This is a genomic window from Ensifer sp. 22460 (assembly GCF_052044935.1).
GTDB lineage: Bacteria > Pseudomonadota > Alphaproteobacteria > Rhizobiales > Rhizobiaceae > Ensifer.
On sequence record NZ_JBQENZ010000037.1, the window covers coordinates 1 to 13,832 of the forward strand.

16 protein-coding genes are annotated in these 13,832 nt (G+C 62.5%); 7 read left to right on the forward strand and 9 right to left on the reverse strand.

Annotated elements, in window-relative coordinates:
• The 6 genes from kdgD to ACTJKM_RS31845 all read left to right on the forward strand — a co-directional run.
• The coding region (gene kdgD / locus ACTJKM_RS31820) for a 5-dehydro-4-deoxyglucarate dehydratase (protein WP_440661593.1) at window positions 1-902 on the forward strand (902 nt) is incomplete at its 5' end.
• An 18-nt stretch (window positions 903-920) separates the two neighbouring features.
• Window positions 921-2,057 (forward strand): mandelate racemase/muconate lactonizing enzyme family protein, encoded by a 1,137-nt coding sequence (locus ACTJKM_RS31825; RefSeq protein WP_113513107.1) that lies wholly within the window; start codon window positions 921-923, stop codon window positions 2,055-2,057.
• Window position 2,058: 1 nt separating this feature from the next.
• Window positions 2,059-2,931: an amidohydrolase family protein gene (locus ACTJKM_RS31830; RefSeq protein ID WP_245296177.1), complete on the forward strand. Its 873-nt coding sequence runs from the start codon at window positions 2,059-2,061 to the stop codon at window positions 2,929-2,931.
• 129 nt (window positions 2,932-3,060) lie between these two features.
• Complete coding sequence (locus ACTJKM_RS31835) at window positions 3,061-4,038, forward strand: TRAP transporter substrate-binding protein (protein ID WP_440661595.1); 978 nt, start codon at window positions 3,061-3,063, stop codon at window positions 4,036-4,038.
• A gap of 81 nt (window positions 4,039-4,119) precedes the next feature.
• Window positions 4,120-4,641 carry a TRAP transporter small permease gene (locus tag ACTJKM_RS31840; protein WP_058328344.1) on the forward strand — a complete coding sequence of 174 codons (522 nt, stop codon included), beginning with the start codon at window positions 4,120-4,122 and terminating at the stop codon, window positions 4,639-4,641.
• Window positions 4,642-5,922 (forward strand): TRAP transporter large permease, encoded by a 1,281-nt coding sequence (locus ACTJKM_RS31845; protein ID WP_058323221.1) that lies wholly within the window; start codon window positions 4,642-4,644, stop codon window positions 5,920-5,922.
• Window positions 5,923-5,994: 72 nt separating this feature from the next.
• On the opposite strand, the gene ACTJKM_RS31850 is transcribed toward ACTJKM_RS31845, so the two are convergent.
• The 3 genes from ACTJKM_RS31850 to ACTJKM_RS31860 form a co-directional block, all read right to left on the reverse strand.
• The gene (locus ACTJKM_RS31850) at window positions 5,995-6,327 is read right to left on the reverse strand and encodes a tetratricopeptide repeat protein (RefSeq protein WP_058323222.1); all 333 of its coding nucleotides are present in this window, start codon (window positions 6,325-6,327) and stop codon (window positions 5,995-5,997) included.
• 30 nt (window positions 6,328-6,357) lie between these two features.
• Window positions 6,358-6,954, reverse strand: coding sequence for a flavin reductase family protein (locus ACTJKM_RS31855; protein WP_440661596.1), 597 nt, complete (start codon window positions 6,952-6,954; stop codon window positions 6,358-6,360).
• A 152-nt stretch (window positions 6,955-7,106) separates the two neighbouring features.
• The gene (locus ACTJKM_RS31860) at window positions 7,107-7,715 is read right to left on the reverse strand and encodes a superoxide dismutase (RefSeq protein ID WP_058328345.1); all 609 of its coding nucleotides are present in this window, start codon (window positions 7,713-7,715) and stop codon (window positions 7,107-7,109) included.
• A 167-nt stretch (window positions 7,716-7,882) separates the two neighbouring features.
• On the opposite strand from ACTJKM_RS31860, the gene ACTJKM_RS31865 reads away from it, so the two are divergent.
• Window positions 7,883-8,494, forward strand: coding sequence for a helix-turn-helix transcriptional regulator (locus ACTJKM_RS31865; RefSeq protein WP_113513101.1), 612 nt, complete (start codon window positions 7,883-7,885; stop codon window positions 8,492-8,494).
• A 66-nt stretch (window positions 8,495-8,560) separates the two neighbouring features.
• Here ACTJKM_RS31865 and ACTJKM_RS31870 read toward each other — a convergent pair whose 3' ends face one another.
• The 6 genes from ACTJKM_RS31870 to ACTJKM_RS31895 form a co-directional block, all read right to left on the reverse strand.
• Window positions 8,561-9,328 (reverse strand): 3-hydroxyacyl-CoA dehydrogenase, encoded by a 768-nt coding sequence (locus ACTJKM_RS31870; protein WP_058328347.1) that lies wholly within the window; start codon window positions 9,326-9,328, stop codon window positions 8,561-8,563.
• A 237-nt stretch (window positions 9,329-9,565) separates the two neighbouring features.
• A complete protein-coding gene (locus tag ACTJKM_RS31875; RefSeq protein ID WP_440661598.1) occupies window positions 9,566-11,332 on the reverse strand; it encodes a peptidoglycan D,D-transpeptidase FtsI family protein in 1,767 nt (588 codons plus the stop codon).
• A gap of 268 nt (window positions 11,333-11,600) precedes the next feature.
• Entirely contained in the window at window positions 11,601-11,921 is a 321-nt protein-coding gene (locus ACTJKM_RS31880) for a FliM/FliN family flagellar motor switch protein (protein WP_057251683.1), read from the reverse strand.
• A gap of 155 nt (window positions 11,922-12,076) precedes the next feature.
• Window positions 12,077-12,430, reverse strand: a complete 354-nt coding sequence (locus ACTJKM_RS31885) for a hypothetical protein (RefSeq protein WP_113513097.1) — start codon at window positions 12,428-12,430, stop codon at window positions 12,077-12,079.
• A gap of 301 nt (window positions 12,431-12,731) precedes the next feature.
• Entirely contained in the window at window positions 12,732-13,001 is a 270-nt protein-coding gene (locus ACTJKM_RS31890; RefSeq protein WP_440661601.1) for a hypothetical protein, read from the reverse strand.
• The gene (locus ACTJKM_RS31895) at window positions 12,998-13,786 is read right to left on the reverse strand and encodes a DUF899 domain-containing protein (RefSeq protein WP_440661602.1); all 789 of its coding nucleotides are present in this window, start codon (window positions 13,784-13,786) and stop codon (window positions 12,998-13,000) included. Before ACTJKM_RS31895 ends, ACTJKM_RS31890 begins: the two co-directional genes overlap by 4 nt.
• Between the last annotated feature and the right edge of the window lie 46 nt (window positions 13,787-13,832).

A 13,832-nucleotide genomic window follows, 5' to 3' on the forward strand; every position in this document is an offset into this window, starting at 1 on the left:
AACAGATCAAGGCCGCGCTTGGATCGGGCCTCCTTTCCTTCCCGGTCACGCACTTCGACAAAGACGGTCGCTTTGCGCCGGAGAGCTACAAGGCACATGTCGAGTGGCTGGCCGGCTACAAGGCGCCGGTGCTGTTTGCGGCCGGCGGAACTGGCGAGTTCTTCTCGCTGAAGCCCGATGAAATCCCCGGCATCGTCGCCGCCGCCAAGGAGGTTGCCGGCGATACGGCGATCGTATCCGGCTGCGGCTACGGCACCGAGGTTGCGGTCGATATTGCCCGCTCGGTCGAGCGGGTGGGTGCGGACGGTATTCTGCTTCTGCCGCACTACCTGATCGATGCGCCGCAGGAAGGGCTCTACGCCCATGTGAAGACGATCTGCCAGTCGGTCGGCATCGGTGTCATGGTCTATAACCGTGACAACTCCGTGCTGCAGCCCGACACGCTGGCGCGGCTCTGTGACGAATGCCCGAACCTGATCGGCTTCAAGGATGGCACCGGTGATATCGGCCTCGTGCGCCAGGTCACCGCCAAGATGGGCGACCGGCTGATGTATCTCGGCGGCATGCCGACCGCCGAGCTTTTTGCCGAGGCCTATCTCGGTGCTGGCTTCACCACCTATTCGTCCGCCGTCTTCAACTTCGTTCCGGGTCTTGCCAACGAGTTCTACGCGGCGCTGCGCAGCGGCGACCGCGCCACCTGCGAGCGCATCCTCAACGATTTCTTCTATCCGTTCATGGCCATCCGCAACCGCGCCAAGGGCTATGCCGTTTCGGCGGTCAAGGCGGGCGTGCGCCTGCAGGGGTTCAATGCGGGTCCGGTGCGCAGCCCGCTCAAGGACCTGACGGGGGCCGAAGTCGAGCTGCTCGACGCCCTCATCGGCAGTCACAAGCGCAAAGCGTGACGGGCAGGGAGGAGTGGCATGAAGATCACCGCCGTCCGCACCCATCTCCTCGAGCACCGGCTGGCGGTGCCGTTCGAAAGCGCGTCGATGCGCTTTGATCGGCGCGCGCATGTGCTAGTCGAGATCGAATGCGATGACGGGACCGTCGGCTGGGGCGAATGCCTTGGGCCGGCGAGACCCAATGCGGCCGTGGTCGCCGCCTATTCCCCCTGGCTGATCGGCCAGGACCCGCGCCAGACCGAAAAACTCTGGGCGATCCTCTATAATGCGCTGCGTGATCAGGGGCAGCGCGGTCTGGCGATCACGGCGCTGTCCGGCATCGACATCGCGCTCTGGGATATCAAGGGCAAACATCACGGTGCCTCGGTCTCCATGCTGCTCGGTGGCCGCTGGCGCGAGAGCGTGCGCGCCTATGCGACCGGCAGCTTCAAGCGCGACGGGGTCGACCGCGTCTCCGACAATGCCATGGAGATGGCGGAACGCCGGGCGCAGGGGTTTCACGCCTGCAAGATCAAGATCGGCTTTAGCATCGACGAAGACCTGCGCGTCATCCGCGCCGTGCGCGAGGCGATCGGCGATGAAATGCGGCTGATGATCGACGCCAACCACGGCTACACCGTCACCGAGGCGATCCGCCTCGGCAAGGCGGCGGCGGACTACGATATCGACTGGTTCGAGGAGCCAGTGGTGCCGGAACAGCTTTCGGCCTATTGCGAGGTGAGAGCCGGGCAGCCCATCCCGGTCGCCGGCGGCGAGACCTGGCATACACGCTACGGCATGTGGCCAGCGATCGAGAGCCGCGCCGTCGATATCCTGCAGCCGGATCTCTGCGGCTGCGGTGGGTTCTCCGAGATGGCGAAGATTGCAAGTCTTGCTACGTTGCACGGCGTGCGCATCGTGCCGCATGTCTGGGGTACCGGCGTGCATCTTGCCGCGGCGCTACAGTTCATGGCGGCGATGACGCCAGATCCGGTGCGGGTAAACCCGATCGAGCCGATCATGGAGTTCGACCGGACGGAGAATCCCTTCCGCCAGGCGGTGCTGAAGACGCCGATCGAGGCCGTGAATGGTGTCGTTGCGATCCCGGACGCGCCTGGTCTCGGCATAGAGATCGATCGCGGTGCGCTCGCCCAGTTCAAGATGCCCGAGGCTTGAGATGATCGAGCGCACCCTCTCCGGCCGTCCTCCTGAACCCCGTCTGCCGAAGGGCACGGTCGATGCCCAAATGCACATGTATCTGCCGGGGTTTCCGTCGCTTCCCGGCGGTCCGCCTTTACCGGCTGAACCGTTGCCAGACGTCACGGCCTATCGCGGGGTCATGGATTGGCTCGGTATCGACAGGGTGATCATCACCCAGGGCAATGCCCACCAGCGGGACAACGCCAACACGCTTGCCTGTGTCGCCGCCATGAGGGATGCAGCACGTGCCGTCGTCGTCATCGACGAAACCACGTCCGATGCGGACATGCGCGCGCTGAGCGCATCCGGCGCCGTCGGCGCACGCATCATGGATCTGCCCGGTGGCGCGGTGGGGCTCGACGCGCTGGAAGCGATCGACGCACGGGCACACGCGGCGGATTGGATGATCGCCGTGCAGTTCGATGGCAACAGGATACTTGACCACCTGCCGCGGCTGGAGCGCATCCGTTCGCGCTGGGTGCTCGATCACCACGGCAAATTCTTCGCCGGCGTCGACCCGGATGGGCCGGAGATTGCAGCACTTCTCAAACTGATCGACCGGGGCAATGTCTGGTTCAAGTTCGCGGGCGTCTACGAGAGTTCGAGAGCGGGATGGCCCTACGAGGATGTGGCCGCCTTTTCGCGCAGGATCGCAGACCATGCCCCGGAACGCATCATCTGGGGCTCGAACTGGCCGCACAACATGATCCGGAAAACGGAAGACTATCCCAATGACGCGCGGCTCGCCGAACTGGTGCTCGGCTGGCTTGCCAACGACCGGGCAAAGCATCTGGCCCTCGTGGAGAACCCGGAACACCTGTTCAAGCTGCCGGCCTTCGCGGCGGCGTGACTTCGACCCGCGGCCGGAGCCGGGAGGCTCCCTGTCGGGCCCAAGGACATGAGATTTCGCATACCGGCCCGGACGGGCAGCAACTCGGCCTTGGGAGAGGCCGAAGCACGATTAGAGGAGGAGGAAAACATGAAGAAAATTGCAGGCATGCTTTGCGTCGCAATGGGGCTGGCGTTTGCCGGCACAGCGGCGCAGGCGCAGGAAATCACCTTGCGTTCGGCGGACATCCACCCGGATGGCTATCCGACGGTTGAGGCCGTGAAGTACATGGGGCAGCTGCTGTCCGAACGCAGCAACGGCCGGATCAAGATCGAGGTCATGAACAACGGCGTGCTCGGTGGCGAGAAGGACACGATCGAGCAGACCCGCTTCGGCGTCATCGACATGAACCGGGTCAACGCCGCGCCCTTCAACAACCTCGTCAAGGAGACGATGGTCCTTGGCATGCCATTCCTGTTCCGCTCGACCGAGCACATGCACAAGACGGTCGACGGCTCGATCGGCGAGGAGGTTCTCGCCGCTTTCGAGCCGCACGGTCTGATCGGTCTCGCCTTCTACGATTCCGGCGCCCGTTCCTTCTACACGACCAAAAAGCCGATCGAGAAACTGGCCGATCTTAAGGGGCTGAAGATCCGCGTGCAGCAGTCCGACCTCTGGATCGCGATGATGCAGGCCTTCGGCGCCAACCCGACGCCGATGCCGATGGGCGAGGTCTATTCGTCGCTTGAAACCGGTGTCGTCGACGGTGCCGAGAACAATTGGCCGTCCTATGAGTCCGCCCGTCATTTCGAGGTGGCCAAGAACTACTCGCTCACCGAACATTCTCTCAATCCGGAAATCCTGGTGGTCTCCAAGATGAGCTGGGACAAGCTCTCCTCCGATGACCAGGGCCTGATCCGCCAGGCGGCAAAGGATTCCGTCGGCAAAATGCGCGAATTGTGGAGCGCGCGCGAAAAAGTCTCGGAAGAGAAGGTTCGCGCCGCCGGTGCAAACGTCATCAAGGTCAACAAGGAAGAGTTCGCTGCCGCCATGGGGCCGGTCTACGACCAGTTCGTCAGCGACCCGAAGCTCAAGGACCTTCTCGAGCGGGTGAAGGCGGTCAAGTGACAGCAGACGGCGGGCCGGCTCCGAGAATGGAGCCGGCTTTCGCAACTGTCCATTGATCGCTTTTGCGGAGGAGGAAGAGACATGCGTCGTTTCATGCGGGCGATGCGCCCGGTTCTCGGAGCGCTAAGCCGCGCGTCGCTCTATATCGCCGGCGCCGGCATGGTCGCCATGACGTTGATCGTCGGCTGGCAGGTCTTTGCCCGCTACGTCTTGAACGACTCGCCAAGCTGGTCTGAACCCTTGGCCCTCCATCTCATGGCCTGGTTCATCATGCTCGGTGCCGCCGTCGGCGTGCGCGAAAGTGTGCATCTCGGGCTCGATGTCATCCGTCATGTGATGAAGCCTTCAGTGCAAATGGCCATGGACCTGACGAGCCTTGGCCTGATCGTCATCTTCGGCGCCTCCATGGCCTATTACGGCCTGCTTCTTTGCGTCGGCACTTGGACGGCCACCATTCCCGTTCTCGGCTGGCCGGGAGGGGTCGACTTTTTTCCGCTCATTGTCGGCGGTGGGATGATTGCCCTGTTTGCCGCCGAGCGTTTGATCGATCTGGTTCTGGGTGTCGATGTCGCCGCAGATGTCGTCGTGCAGGAGATGGCCTAAATGGCTTACACTATCCTCTTCGGGGTCTTCACCCTCTTGATGTTCATCGGCACGCCGATCGCGTTTTGCCTCGGCATCGCCTCGTTCGCCACCGTTCTCTATCTCGGCCTGCCGCCGGTGGTGGTGTTCCAGCAGTTGAATTCCGGCATGAACATCTTCGCCATGATGGCGATCCCGTTCTTCATCTTTGCCGGCGACCTCATGGTGCGCGGTGGCATTGCCAACCGGCTGATCCAGTTTGCCGCCGGCCTCGTCGGGCACCTTCGCGGTGGTCTCGGCCAGGTCAACATCGTCGCCTCTACACTCTTCGGCGGCATCTCCGGCTCGGCAGTGGCGGATGCCTCGGCGGTCGGCGGCCTGATGATCCCGCAAATGGCAAAGCGCGGCTATGACCGCGACTATGCCGTCAACGTCACGGTCAATGCGGCGATCATCGCGCTGATGGTGCCGCCGTCGCACAACATGATCCTTTATTCGATCGCAGCCGGCGGCAACGTCTCCGTCGCCGATCTCTTTACCGCCGGCATCATTCCCGGCCTGCTGCTTGCGCTTTCGCTGATGGTGACGGCCTATATCGTTGCAAGGCGCAGAGGTTATCCGGCCGAGCCGTTTCCGGGATTTTCCAAGGTCTTCTATTACCTGCTCGCCTCGTTCCCCGGTATCGTGCTGATCGGCATCATCTTCGGAGGCGTACGCTCCGGCGTCTTCACAGCCACCGAGAGCTCCTGCATCGCCGTGCTCTATGCTTTCCTCGTCGCCATGCTGGTTTACCGCGAGCTGGATTGGACGGGTTTCGTCGAGGCGGTGATGGGGGCGGTGCGGACCACCGCCATGGTGCTTCTGGTCATCGGCATGGCGGCGTCCTTCGGCTGGCTGATGGCGTTCCTGCAGGTGCAGGCGCTGATGATCAGCGCGATCAGCGCGATCTCGGAAAACCCGATCATCGTGCTGCTTGTCATCAACATCATCCTGCTGTTTCTTGGCACCTTCATGGATATGGCGCCGATGGTGATCATCTGCACGCCGGTGCTCTTGCCGGTGGTGAAGGCCTTCGGTATCGATCCGGTGCATTTCGGCGTGGTGATGATCCTCAACGCCGGCATCGGGCTCAACACGCCACCGGTCGGCACGGTGCTCTTCGTCGGCTGTGCCGTTGGCGGGATTTCCATTCGCGAGGCGATGCGCACCATCTGGCCGTTCTTCGGCGCCAGCATCGCGGTGCTGATGGCGGTCACCTACATCCCGGCCCTGTCGCTCTGGCTACCGTCGGTCTTCAAGTGAGTTGACCATTCGTGATCCTATCGAGGCTCGGCATCGCGGCCGGGCCCGGTCCCCCTCACACAGGGTCTGCTGCTATTCGTTCCTGTTGGCAGCGATGCATTGCCGCTCCAAGCGTTTCAGGAAAACGCCGATCTCTTTTGCCGCCTGCAGATCGCCCTTCCGTTCGGCTACGACGCGGCCTTCACGCCAGACCTGGATCGCCTCTTCGAACCGGGCGAGCTTGTGCAAGATGGCACCGCGCAGTTTCCACGCTGCCGAGTAATCCGGGTCGAAGGCGATCGCCCGCTCGACATGGGCAAGGGCGGTTTCGAGATCCGCCTCCTGAAGGCAGATGCTGCCGAGCGTGAAGCGCAGCAGGGCGTCGTCCTTGCCGTCCTGTAAGAGCTTTTCGAGCACTTGCCGCATTGCTGGAGTTCCTCCGACGCGATCGCCGATTCAGGCCGCAGGCTTAGTTGGGGCGAGGGTCGCATGTCCGTTGCCCGGCGGCGACGGCAACGATCTCGTCCTGTCGAGAGACTGATATCGCCGGCGGCTCCAGATCAAGGGGTCGGCATGGGTGGAAGTCTCGGTTGCGACAATTGTTCCGACGAACAGCGTGTGGTCCCCGACCTGCATCGAAGCGCTGAGCACGCAGTCGAGCGCAGCGGCGGCTCCGAGAAGCCTTGGCCGTCCGCTCGGCCAGTCGGCCCAGATGCCGACGAGGTAACGCTTGGACGCTTCGATCTTGCCGGCGAAGGCATCCGCGATTAGTTCCTGCCCTTCAGCCAGCATGGCCAGCGAGAAACCCTCTTCAGCGGCGATCAATGTGGCGAGCGGACTGTCCGCCTTGATCGAAATGACGATCGACGGCGGGTTGGCGGAAAGCGAAAAGGTTGCCGTCACGGTCCGGCCGAGACTATCTGTGCTTTTGCCGGCGCTTGCCACGCAGACGGTGGCGGCAAGATGCGACAGGGTGTCGGCGAACTCCGGTTTCGACACGGCCAGGTTGGCGTGAGCGTCGATATCGACAGAGAGCGAATATGTCTGGCGCATGGGTCGTGTTCCAACTGGGATAGCCCGTGGCGGCGGGGAGACGCCACGGGGGTTTGCGAAAGCCCAGGCGCAGGCGGGGCGAGAGGGCCGTCGCAAATTCTCTGACCATCCGATCCGCGAGCCGGTTCCGGCTCGCGGTGCTCATCGGCTGGTCAGGCGGACTTCAATTCCGCTTCGGCAAACTCGTAGTTGGCGAGCTTGTCGAGGAAGTTCGAGGTGTAGTCCGGTCGGCGGTTGCGGTAGTCTATGTAATAGGCATGTTCCCAGACATCGAGGCCAAGCAGGGCCTTGCCTTCGTTGGTTGCGACCGGATTGGAGCCGTTGGCGGTCTTCGTCACCTTGAGCTTGCCGTCAGGGCCGAGTACGAGCCAGGCCCAGCCGGAGCCGAACTGGCCGGTGGCGGCGGCCTTGAAGGCATCCTTGAAGCCTTGAACGCTGCCGAAGTCTTCGGTGATCTTGTTTTCGAGCGCGCCTGGGATCTGGCCGCCCTTGGGCGAAAGGTTTTTCCAGAAGAGGATATGGTTCCAATGCTGGCCGGCATTGTTGAAGACCGGCGCCAGTTCCGCCTTGCCGTGGCTGAGACGAATGATCTCCTCGAGCAACAGGCCGGCAAGCGATGCGTCCTTCTCAACGAAGCCGTTCAGCGCCGTGACATAGGCCTGGTGATGCTTGCCGTGGTGGAATTCGATCGTCTCGGCGCTCATGCCGTTTTCAGCGAGTGCTGCGGGTGCATAGGGAAGGGCGGGAAGTTCGAAGGCCATGATCAATTCCTTTGCGGGCGGGACACTCTCGACGGATCACTTGTCTGCGAATGGATGAGAGTGTATTTAGCAAGACAATTCTTTGTAAATCTGCGCGCAGGAATATGTCAAGCGATCACTTGTTAAATCCGGAGCAAAGCAGGGGCCGCACGCCGGGAGAGCGCATCATGCTGGCGCTGAAGCTGCATGGTCCGCAAACGGCGGCGGCACTCGGCAAGCGTCTGACGATTACCGGCGAGGCCGTACGGCAACAGCTGGTTCGCCTTGCCGAGGATGGTCTCGTCCTGTCCTGGTCGGAGGCGAAAGGCGTCGGTCGTCCGTCGCAATTCTGGGGGCTGACCGCACTTGGACACGCTGAGTTTCCCGACACGCATGCGGAGCTGACCGTCCAGCTGTTGAGGACGATCCGCCAGACGCTCGGCGAGGCGGCGATCGATCGGCTGATCGCGGCACGGGAGAACGAGACGCGGGAGAACTACAGCGCGGCGATGAGTGACAAGAAGAGCCTGCGCGAGCGGGTGGACGAATTGGTGCGGTTGCGGTCGCAGGAGGGCTACATGGCGGCCTACGAGGATCCCGGCGACGGAACGCTGCTGTTTGTCGAGAACCATTGTCCGATCTGCGCCGCTGCGACGAGCTGCCAGGGCTTCTGCCGGGCGGAGTTGAGCGTGTTCCGCGCAGTGCTTGGCCCCGGGGTCGAGGTCGAGCGCGCCGAGCACATCCTCGCCGGCGCCCGCCGCTGCGCCTATGTCGTCAGGATGGTCGATCAGGCCGCCTGATCTGCCTTGGTAAAGGCGTGGCGCCGCGCCCGGTTGAATACGAGCGCGGTGCCGGTGCTGGTCCTGTCAGCGCGCGCCCATACGCAAGGCGCCGTCGAGGCGGATGACTTCGCCATTCAGCATGCGGTTCTCGCAGATGTGCTGCACGAGGGCCGCAAACTCCTCCGGTTTACCGAGGCGCTGCGGGAAGGGCACGCTCTTGCCGAGCGAATCCTGCACTTCCTGCGGCATGCCGGCCATCATCGGCGTTTCGAAGATGCCCGGTGCAATGGCGACGACACGGATGCCATAGCGCGCAAGCTCGCGGGCGATCGGCAACGTCATCGAGACGACGCCGCCCTTGGACGCCGCATAGGCGGCCTGGCCGATCTGGCCGTCGAAGGCGGCAACCGATGCGGTGTTGACGATCACGCCTCGTTCGCCGTCCTCGCCCGGCTCCTCCCGCTGGATCGCCTCGGAGGCAAGCCGCAGCATGTTGAAGGTGCCGATCAGGTTGATGCCGACCGCGCGCGAAAAGCTTTCGAGGCGATGCGGGCCGTCGCGGCCGAGTACCTTTTCGCCCGGCGCGATACCGGCGCAGTTCACCAGTCCATGGAGATGGCCGAAGCGATCCAGTGCCGCTGCAACGGCGGCGGCGCCATCCGCTTCGTTGGTGACATCCGTCTTCTGGAAGAGGGCGTTGCTGCCAAGTTCCTCGGCCATCTTCTGGCCGGCCTCGGCGTTGACGTCGGCAAGAACCACACGGGCACCCTCGCCATGCAGTCGCCGCGCGACGGCTGCGCCGAGGCCCGAACCGCCACCGGTCACGATAAAGACTTTTCCATCGATCAGCATCTGAGGCTCCTCCCGTACCGGATCGTGTCGTTCGTGCATGTTTCCTTTAATCGTGCTCGATCAAAGGGCAAAAACATGCAGCACGTCAAAGTGCTACAGCGACCCTAGCGCGTCTAACGAGACGCGCGGCGCTGCAGGACATGGACATAGCCTTGCTGAGGCATGAAGCCAAGGGTGGCGGGTGCGGCGATGCGTCCATTCCCGGTCCGCGTCACCGCCTCCTTTCCGCAAACCGCTTTAGAAGTCCGCCACCAGGTGCGGTTCGCGCTCGGGTCCAAAGCGGGGTTGGACGCCGAGGAAGGAACCGGCGCGACTGATGATCTCCCGGACGACGGGCGCCGCTGTGTGCGCTGCCTGACGGCCGCCTCTCTCGCCCGTCAGCGGTGCATCGACGATCGAAAGGACGATGTAGCGCGGGTTATCCATGGGAAAGCCCGCTAGAAAGGCATTGAAATTGAGGTTTGTGGCGTATCGGCCATTGATGACCTTGTCCGCCGTGCCCGTCTTTCCTCCGACATGGAAGCCGGGCACCTGGGCGTGGCGGCCGGAGCCCAGCTGGCCGTTGCGGTTGTAAAGGTAGCGCATGTCGGCGCTCGTCGTCGGTTGCAGGACTTGCTGAGCCTGCGCCTTCGCCGTCTCGGGGGATCGCGGAAGGAACGTCGGAGAGATCAGGGTGCCGCCGTTCAGGAGAGCGGCAGCAGCGACCGCGGTTTGGAGCGGCGTGGTCGCAACGCCGTGTCCGAAGGATATGGTCACCGAATTGATCTTCTTCCAGCTCCGGGGCTGCGTGGGCGTTGCCACGCCCGGCAGCTCGGTCTCCATCTTGGAAAGAAGCCCAAGCTTGGTTAGAAAGGCCTGATGTCCCTCGATGCCGACCATGTCGGCGACCGCGGCGGTTCCGATATTGGATGAATACTGAAAGACCTCGGGAATGGTGAGGGGGCGATACTTGCCGCGAAAATCCTTGATCGTGAAGCCGCCCATGCGGATGGGGCGCGATGCATCGACCACGGAGTTGAGGCTGATCTTGCCGGCGTCCAGGCCCATCGCCAGGGTGAAGCTCTTGAACGTCGAGCCCATCTCGAACGTCGCATTGCTCATCCGGTTGAACCAGCCCTTTTCGTATTCCTTGTCGATATTGCCATCCGGCAGCGTGCGCGAAGGCTGGTTCGGATCGTAGTCGGGCACCGAAGCCATCGCGATGACTTCTCCACTCTCCACATCCAGGACCACGGCACCGGCGGCTTCCGCCTGGTAGTCGATCATGGCGCGCGCAACCGCTTCCCGAACGATGCTCTGAACGCGAATGTCGATCGAGAGCTTGACCGGCTCGAGCGGGGTGTTGCCGGTCAATCCCGCCGCCCGGAGATGGGCAAGTCCTTGCTGATCGATGTAGCGCTCCATGCCCTGCAGGCCCTGATTGTCGACGTTGACATGCCCGAGGATATGCGAGGCCGTCGATCCGCCCGGATAAAAGCGCCGCTTTTCCGGCCGGAAGCCGGTGCCGGGAATGCCGAGTGCCAGTATGTCCGCCTGCTGTCGCGGCGTGAGCTGCCGCCGCAACCACTGGAAGGCGGTGCCGGATCGAAGCTTCCGGTGCGTATCGCGCCAATCGAGATTGGGAATGACGGTCGCGAGCTTCTCGACGACTTCGTCCGCATCGACGATCTTTCGCGGCTCGGCATAGAGCGACACCATGTTGACGTCGGTCGCCAGCAGTTCCCCATGCCGATCGACGATGTCAGGGCGGGAGGCCACAGCGTGGTTGGTGTAGTTGATCCACGCCGTCGCGACAGGTCTTTCCAGTCCGTACTGGATCAGGCGGCCCATGATCACCAGAAAGATCACGGCAAAGCCGGCGATGATGATGCCAAGCCGTTGCTTTGCCTGCGCTCTCCGGCCCAGGGTGATGCCGACGACCGCTCCGCTTTTGCCACTGACGTTTCTTTTCAGGGAAAAATGTGCCCGGCTTTTCAGCCGGACGGCGAGAGAGATCAATGTCATTCCGAACGCATCCAGATCTAAGCCACCCGAAGCTATGGGATCAGTCTGCCAGCCGGCACACCGAACAAGGCTCTCGGACGGGAATTAAAAGAGGATAGGCTTTGCCTGTGCGGCTAAAATTGTTCGGTATGTCCTAACAACCTATTAACCCTTGCGCGTTCTGGTTGTTGATCCACAGGCAATCGACGGAGAACCGCGTGGAGACCGGATCAACGCCGGAAGAAAAGGGCCTCCGCGTCTCTCCGGCGCGGATTGCGCGGCGTTGAAACTAGCGCTGCGCGATCGGCGATATATCGATAATCCTGATGCCGACGGCGTTGCTGGATTCGTCATAGACGATCTCTCCTCTACCGATGACCATCCCGTTGACCTTGAGTTCGACCGGATCGCCGAAATCGCGGTCGAGGTGGATCGTATCATCAGGGTGGAGTTTTGAAATCTGTGAGACCGTCAGCCTGGCGCGACCGATGACCGCCTCGATCGCGAGCGGGATGCCCTGGACCGCCCGTTCGCTCATCACCGAGCGGCTCTCGAGCGCAGGTCTCTCATCGAGCTCGACCAGTTCATCCTGTAGCTTCTTGTTAATCATTCTGCACCATCCAAAGCACTGATTCACGACTCTTTAACAAAGAGTTGCGCCAGTTCGCCCTGGGTGGCAACCGTGGCTAAATGGGGGTTCTTTCTGCCTCGCAAGGGAGCGTTAACAAACAGTTAACATCCACAACGCGCGCCCGGCAGAAGGCCTCAAAGCGTCACCGCGTTCCAGTTTCCGTCCCGTTTTTGGAAACCGATCATACGACGGCCGTTCGGCAACTTGTCACCGAGTCGCACGACATAGACGTAGCCCTCGTACACCATCAGACCCTGATCACCGTTGCTGTAGAGGATCTCGAAGCTCGGCTGGTTCGGGGAAGCGCCTGCACCTGTCGGAGCCCCTGACGGATCGATCGCCGCCACTTCCGAGGGGACGTTTTGGGGACCAACGAGATAGTATAGCGACGACGCAAGGGCGGCGGCGCAGAGGAGGGCGCCGACCAGCGATGGCATCAGGCGCAGCTTGAAACGTTTTGGCGTCGGCTGAGGTGTTGCAACACTCAAGTTCGTTTTCCCGATTCGATCAAATACTGCTATCGGGACCGTTCTCACGCGGCATTACCCGGCAGCCGTTATAGACGATGCTGTTCGTGGGCGGCCGGATCTGCTTTGCGGAAGCCGTTCCCTGCTTCAATCCAAAGAGGTCACGACCTCTCAGAATCAACAGCATGCCCATTCGTCGATATCAGGGACATATGGTCCTGGTCGTTTCCACACCTTTTGAGTGTCTGCAACATCGGCCCCACTTCACCTTCAAGTAGGGCCGATACGGTGCCTTGCCAGGGGATATGTCGACCGGCCGCCTCTAGGCTGCTTCGCGCTTGCCGGTTTGGAGAAGCCGCAGCCATGGGGTCAGGTGGAAGACGCTCATGAAGATGTACATCACGGTCATCCCGCCAATCTTCAGTCCCTGCTCGCTGGCACATAACATTTGTCCGACATCGGCGCCCCATGCGCCGGTCGAAATCGCCATGAGCGCGAAGGTCGGCGATGCCGCGAGGGCGAGCCCATCGGCCGCCCTCCGTGCTGCCGTCCGGTGGACCTCCCGCGCGCCCGCAGAGAGGCTCGCGCTCATCGTACCGAGCTCGCGTCCTGGTTTCGCATCGCGGCCTCGCCGGCGTCCGAGACCTCGACCCAGCGCCGATCGGGCGCGGCGCCTTCGACATAGCTGTCGTTCCAGTTCCACCACTTGTACGTCGGCGTCTGGGGATAGCCTTGGGGAGAGTCCTCCCAGACCTCCTGTCGGCCGAGCGGCGTGATGTCGAGATAGTTCCAGGTGCCGCCCATCTGCTCATCACCGCGGTTGTTGATGAAGTAGGTACGGAACAGCCGGTCGCCGTCGCGGAAGAACACGTTGTGGCCGTGCCACTCGTCGACGCCGAAATCGAGGTCGAAGCTGTCGGTGATGGTGTACCACGGCATCGTCCAGCCCATGCGCGCCTTCAGCCGGGCAATATCGGCCTGCGGCGCCCGCGAAGCGAAGACCAGAGTGGTGTCACGGGCATTGAGATGGGCAAGGTGGGCAACCTGGTCGGCGACCATGGAGCAGCCGCGGCAGGCGTGCTCGGGCCAGCCATAGACGCCGGGCTCGTAGAAGGCGCGGTAGACGATCAACTGATGCCGGCCAGCAAAGAGGTCAAGCAAGCTTTCCTTGCCCTCGGGGCCCTCGAAGACATATTCCTTCGTGACCGCCATCCACGGCATGCGCCGGCGCTCTGCAGCAAGCGCATCGCGAGCATGCGTGTGTGCTTTCTCTCTGACGAGCAGGTTCTGGCGCGCCTCTTCCCAGGCCTGTTGCGAGACCACCTGCGGCTTCTGCATGGCTGGCTGGTCGGTTGCATTCTCGACTGTCTTGGTCATGGCTTTCAATCTCCTCGTTTTAGACGAAGCCTGCGTCGCACGGGTG

What these genes read in the sequence shown, in the direction of transcription:
- ACTJKM_RS31825 (WP_113513107.1), top strand. Translation starts at nt 921, where the DNA reads ATGAAGATCACCGCCGTCCGCACCCATCTCCTCGAGCACCGGCTGGCG.
- ACTJKM_RS31830 (WP_245296177.1), top strand. Translation starts at nt 2,059, where the DNA reads ATGATCGAGCGCACCCTCTCCGGCCGTCCTCCTGAACCCCGTCTGCCG.
- ACTJKM_RS31835 (WP_440661595.1), top strand. Translation starts at nt 3,061, where the DNA reads ATGAAGAAAATTGCAGGCATGCTTTGCGTCGCAATGGGGCTGGCGTTT.
- ACTJKM_RS31840 (WP_058328344.1), top strand. Translation starts at nt 4,120, where the DNA reads ATGCGTCGTTTCATGCGGGCGATGCGCCCGGTTCTCGGAGCGCTAAGC.
- ACTJKM_RS31845 (WP_058323221.1), top strand. Translation starts at nt 4,642, where the DNA reads ATGGCTTACACTATCCTCTTCGGGGTCTTCACCCTCTTGATGTTCATC.
- ACTJKM_RS31850 (WP_058323222.1), bottom strand. Translation starts at nt 6,327, where the DNA reads ATGCGGCAAGTGCTCGAAAAGCTCTTACAGGACGGCAAGGACGACGCC.
- ACTJKM_RS31855 (WP_440661596.1), bottom strand. Translation starts at nt 6,954, where the DNA reads ATGCGCCAGACATATTCGCTCTCTGTCGATATCGACGCTCACGCCAAC.
- ACTJKM_RS31860 (WP_058328345.1), bottom strand. Translation starts at nt 7,715, where the DNA reads ATGGCCTTCGAACTTCCCGCCCTTCCCTATGCACCCGCAGCACTCGCT.
- ACTJKM_RS31865 (WP_113513101.1), top strand. Translation starts at nt 7,883, where the DNA reads ATGCTGGCGCTGAAGCTGCATGGTCCGCAAACGGCGGCGGCACTCGGC.
- ACTJKM_RS31870 (WP_058328347.1), bottom strand. Translation starts at nt 9,328, where the DNA reads ATGCTGATCGATGGAAAAGTCTTTATCGTGACCGGTGGCGGTTCGGGC.
- ACTJKM_RS31875 (WP_440661598.1), bottom strand. Translation starts at nt 11,332, where the DNA reads ATGACATTGATCTCTCTCGCCGTCCGGCTGAAAAGCCGGGCACATTTT.
- ACTJKM_RS31880 (WP_057251683.1), bottom strand. Translation starts at nt 11,921, where the DNA reads ATGATTAACAAGAAGCTACAGGATGAACTGGTCGAGCTCGATGAGAGA.
- ACTJKM_RS31890 (WP_440661601.1), bottom strand. Translation starts at nt 13,001, where the DNA reads ATGAGCGCGAGCCTCTCTGCGGGCGCGCGGGAGGTCCACCGGACGGCA.
- ACTJKM_RS31895 (WP_440661602.1), bottom strand. Translation starts at nt 13,786, where the DNA reads ATGACCAAGACAGTCGAGAATGCAACCGACCAGCCAGCCATGCAGAAG.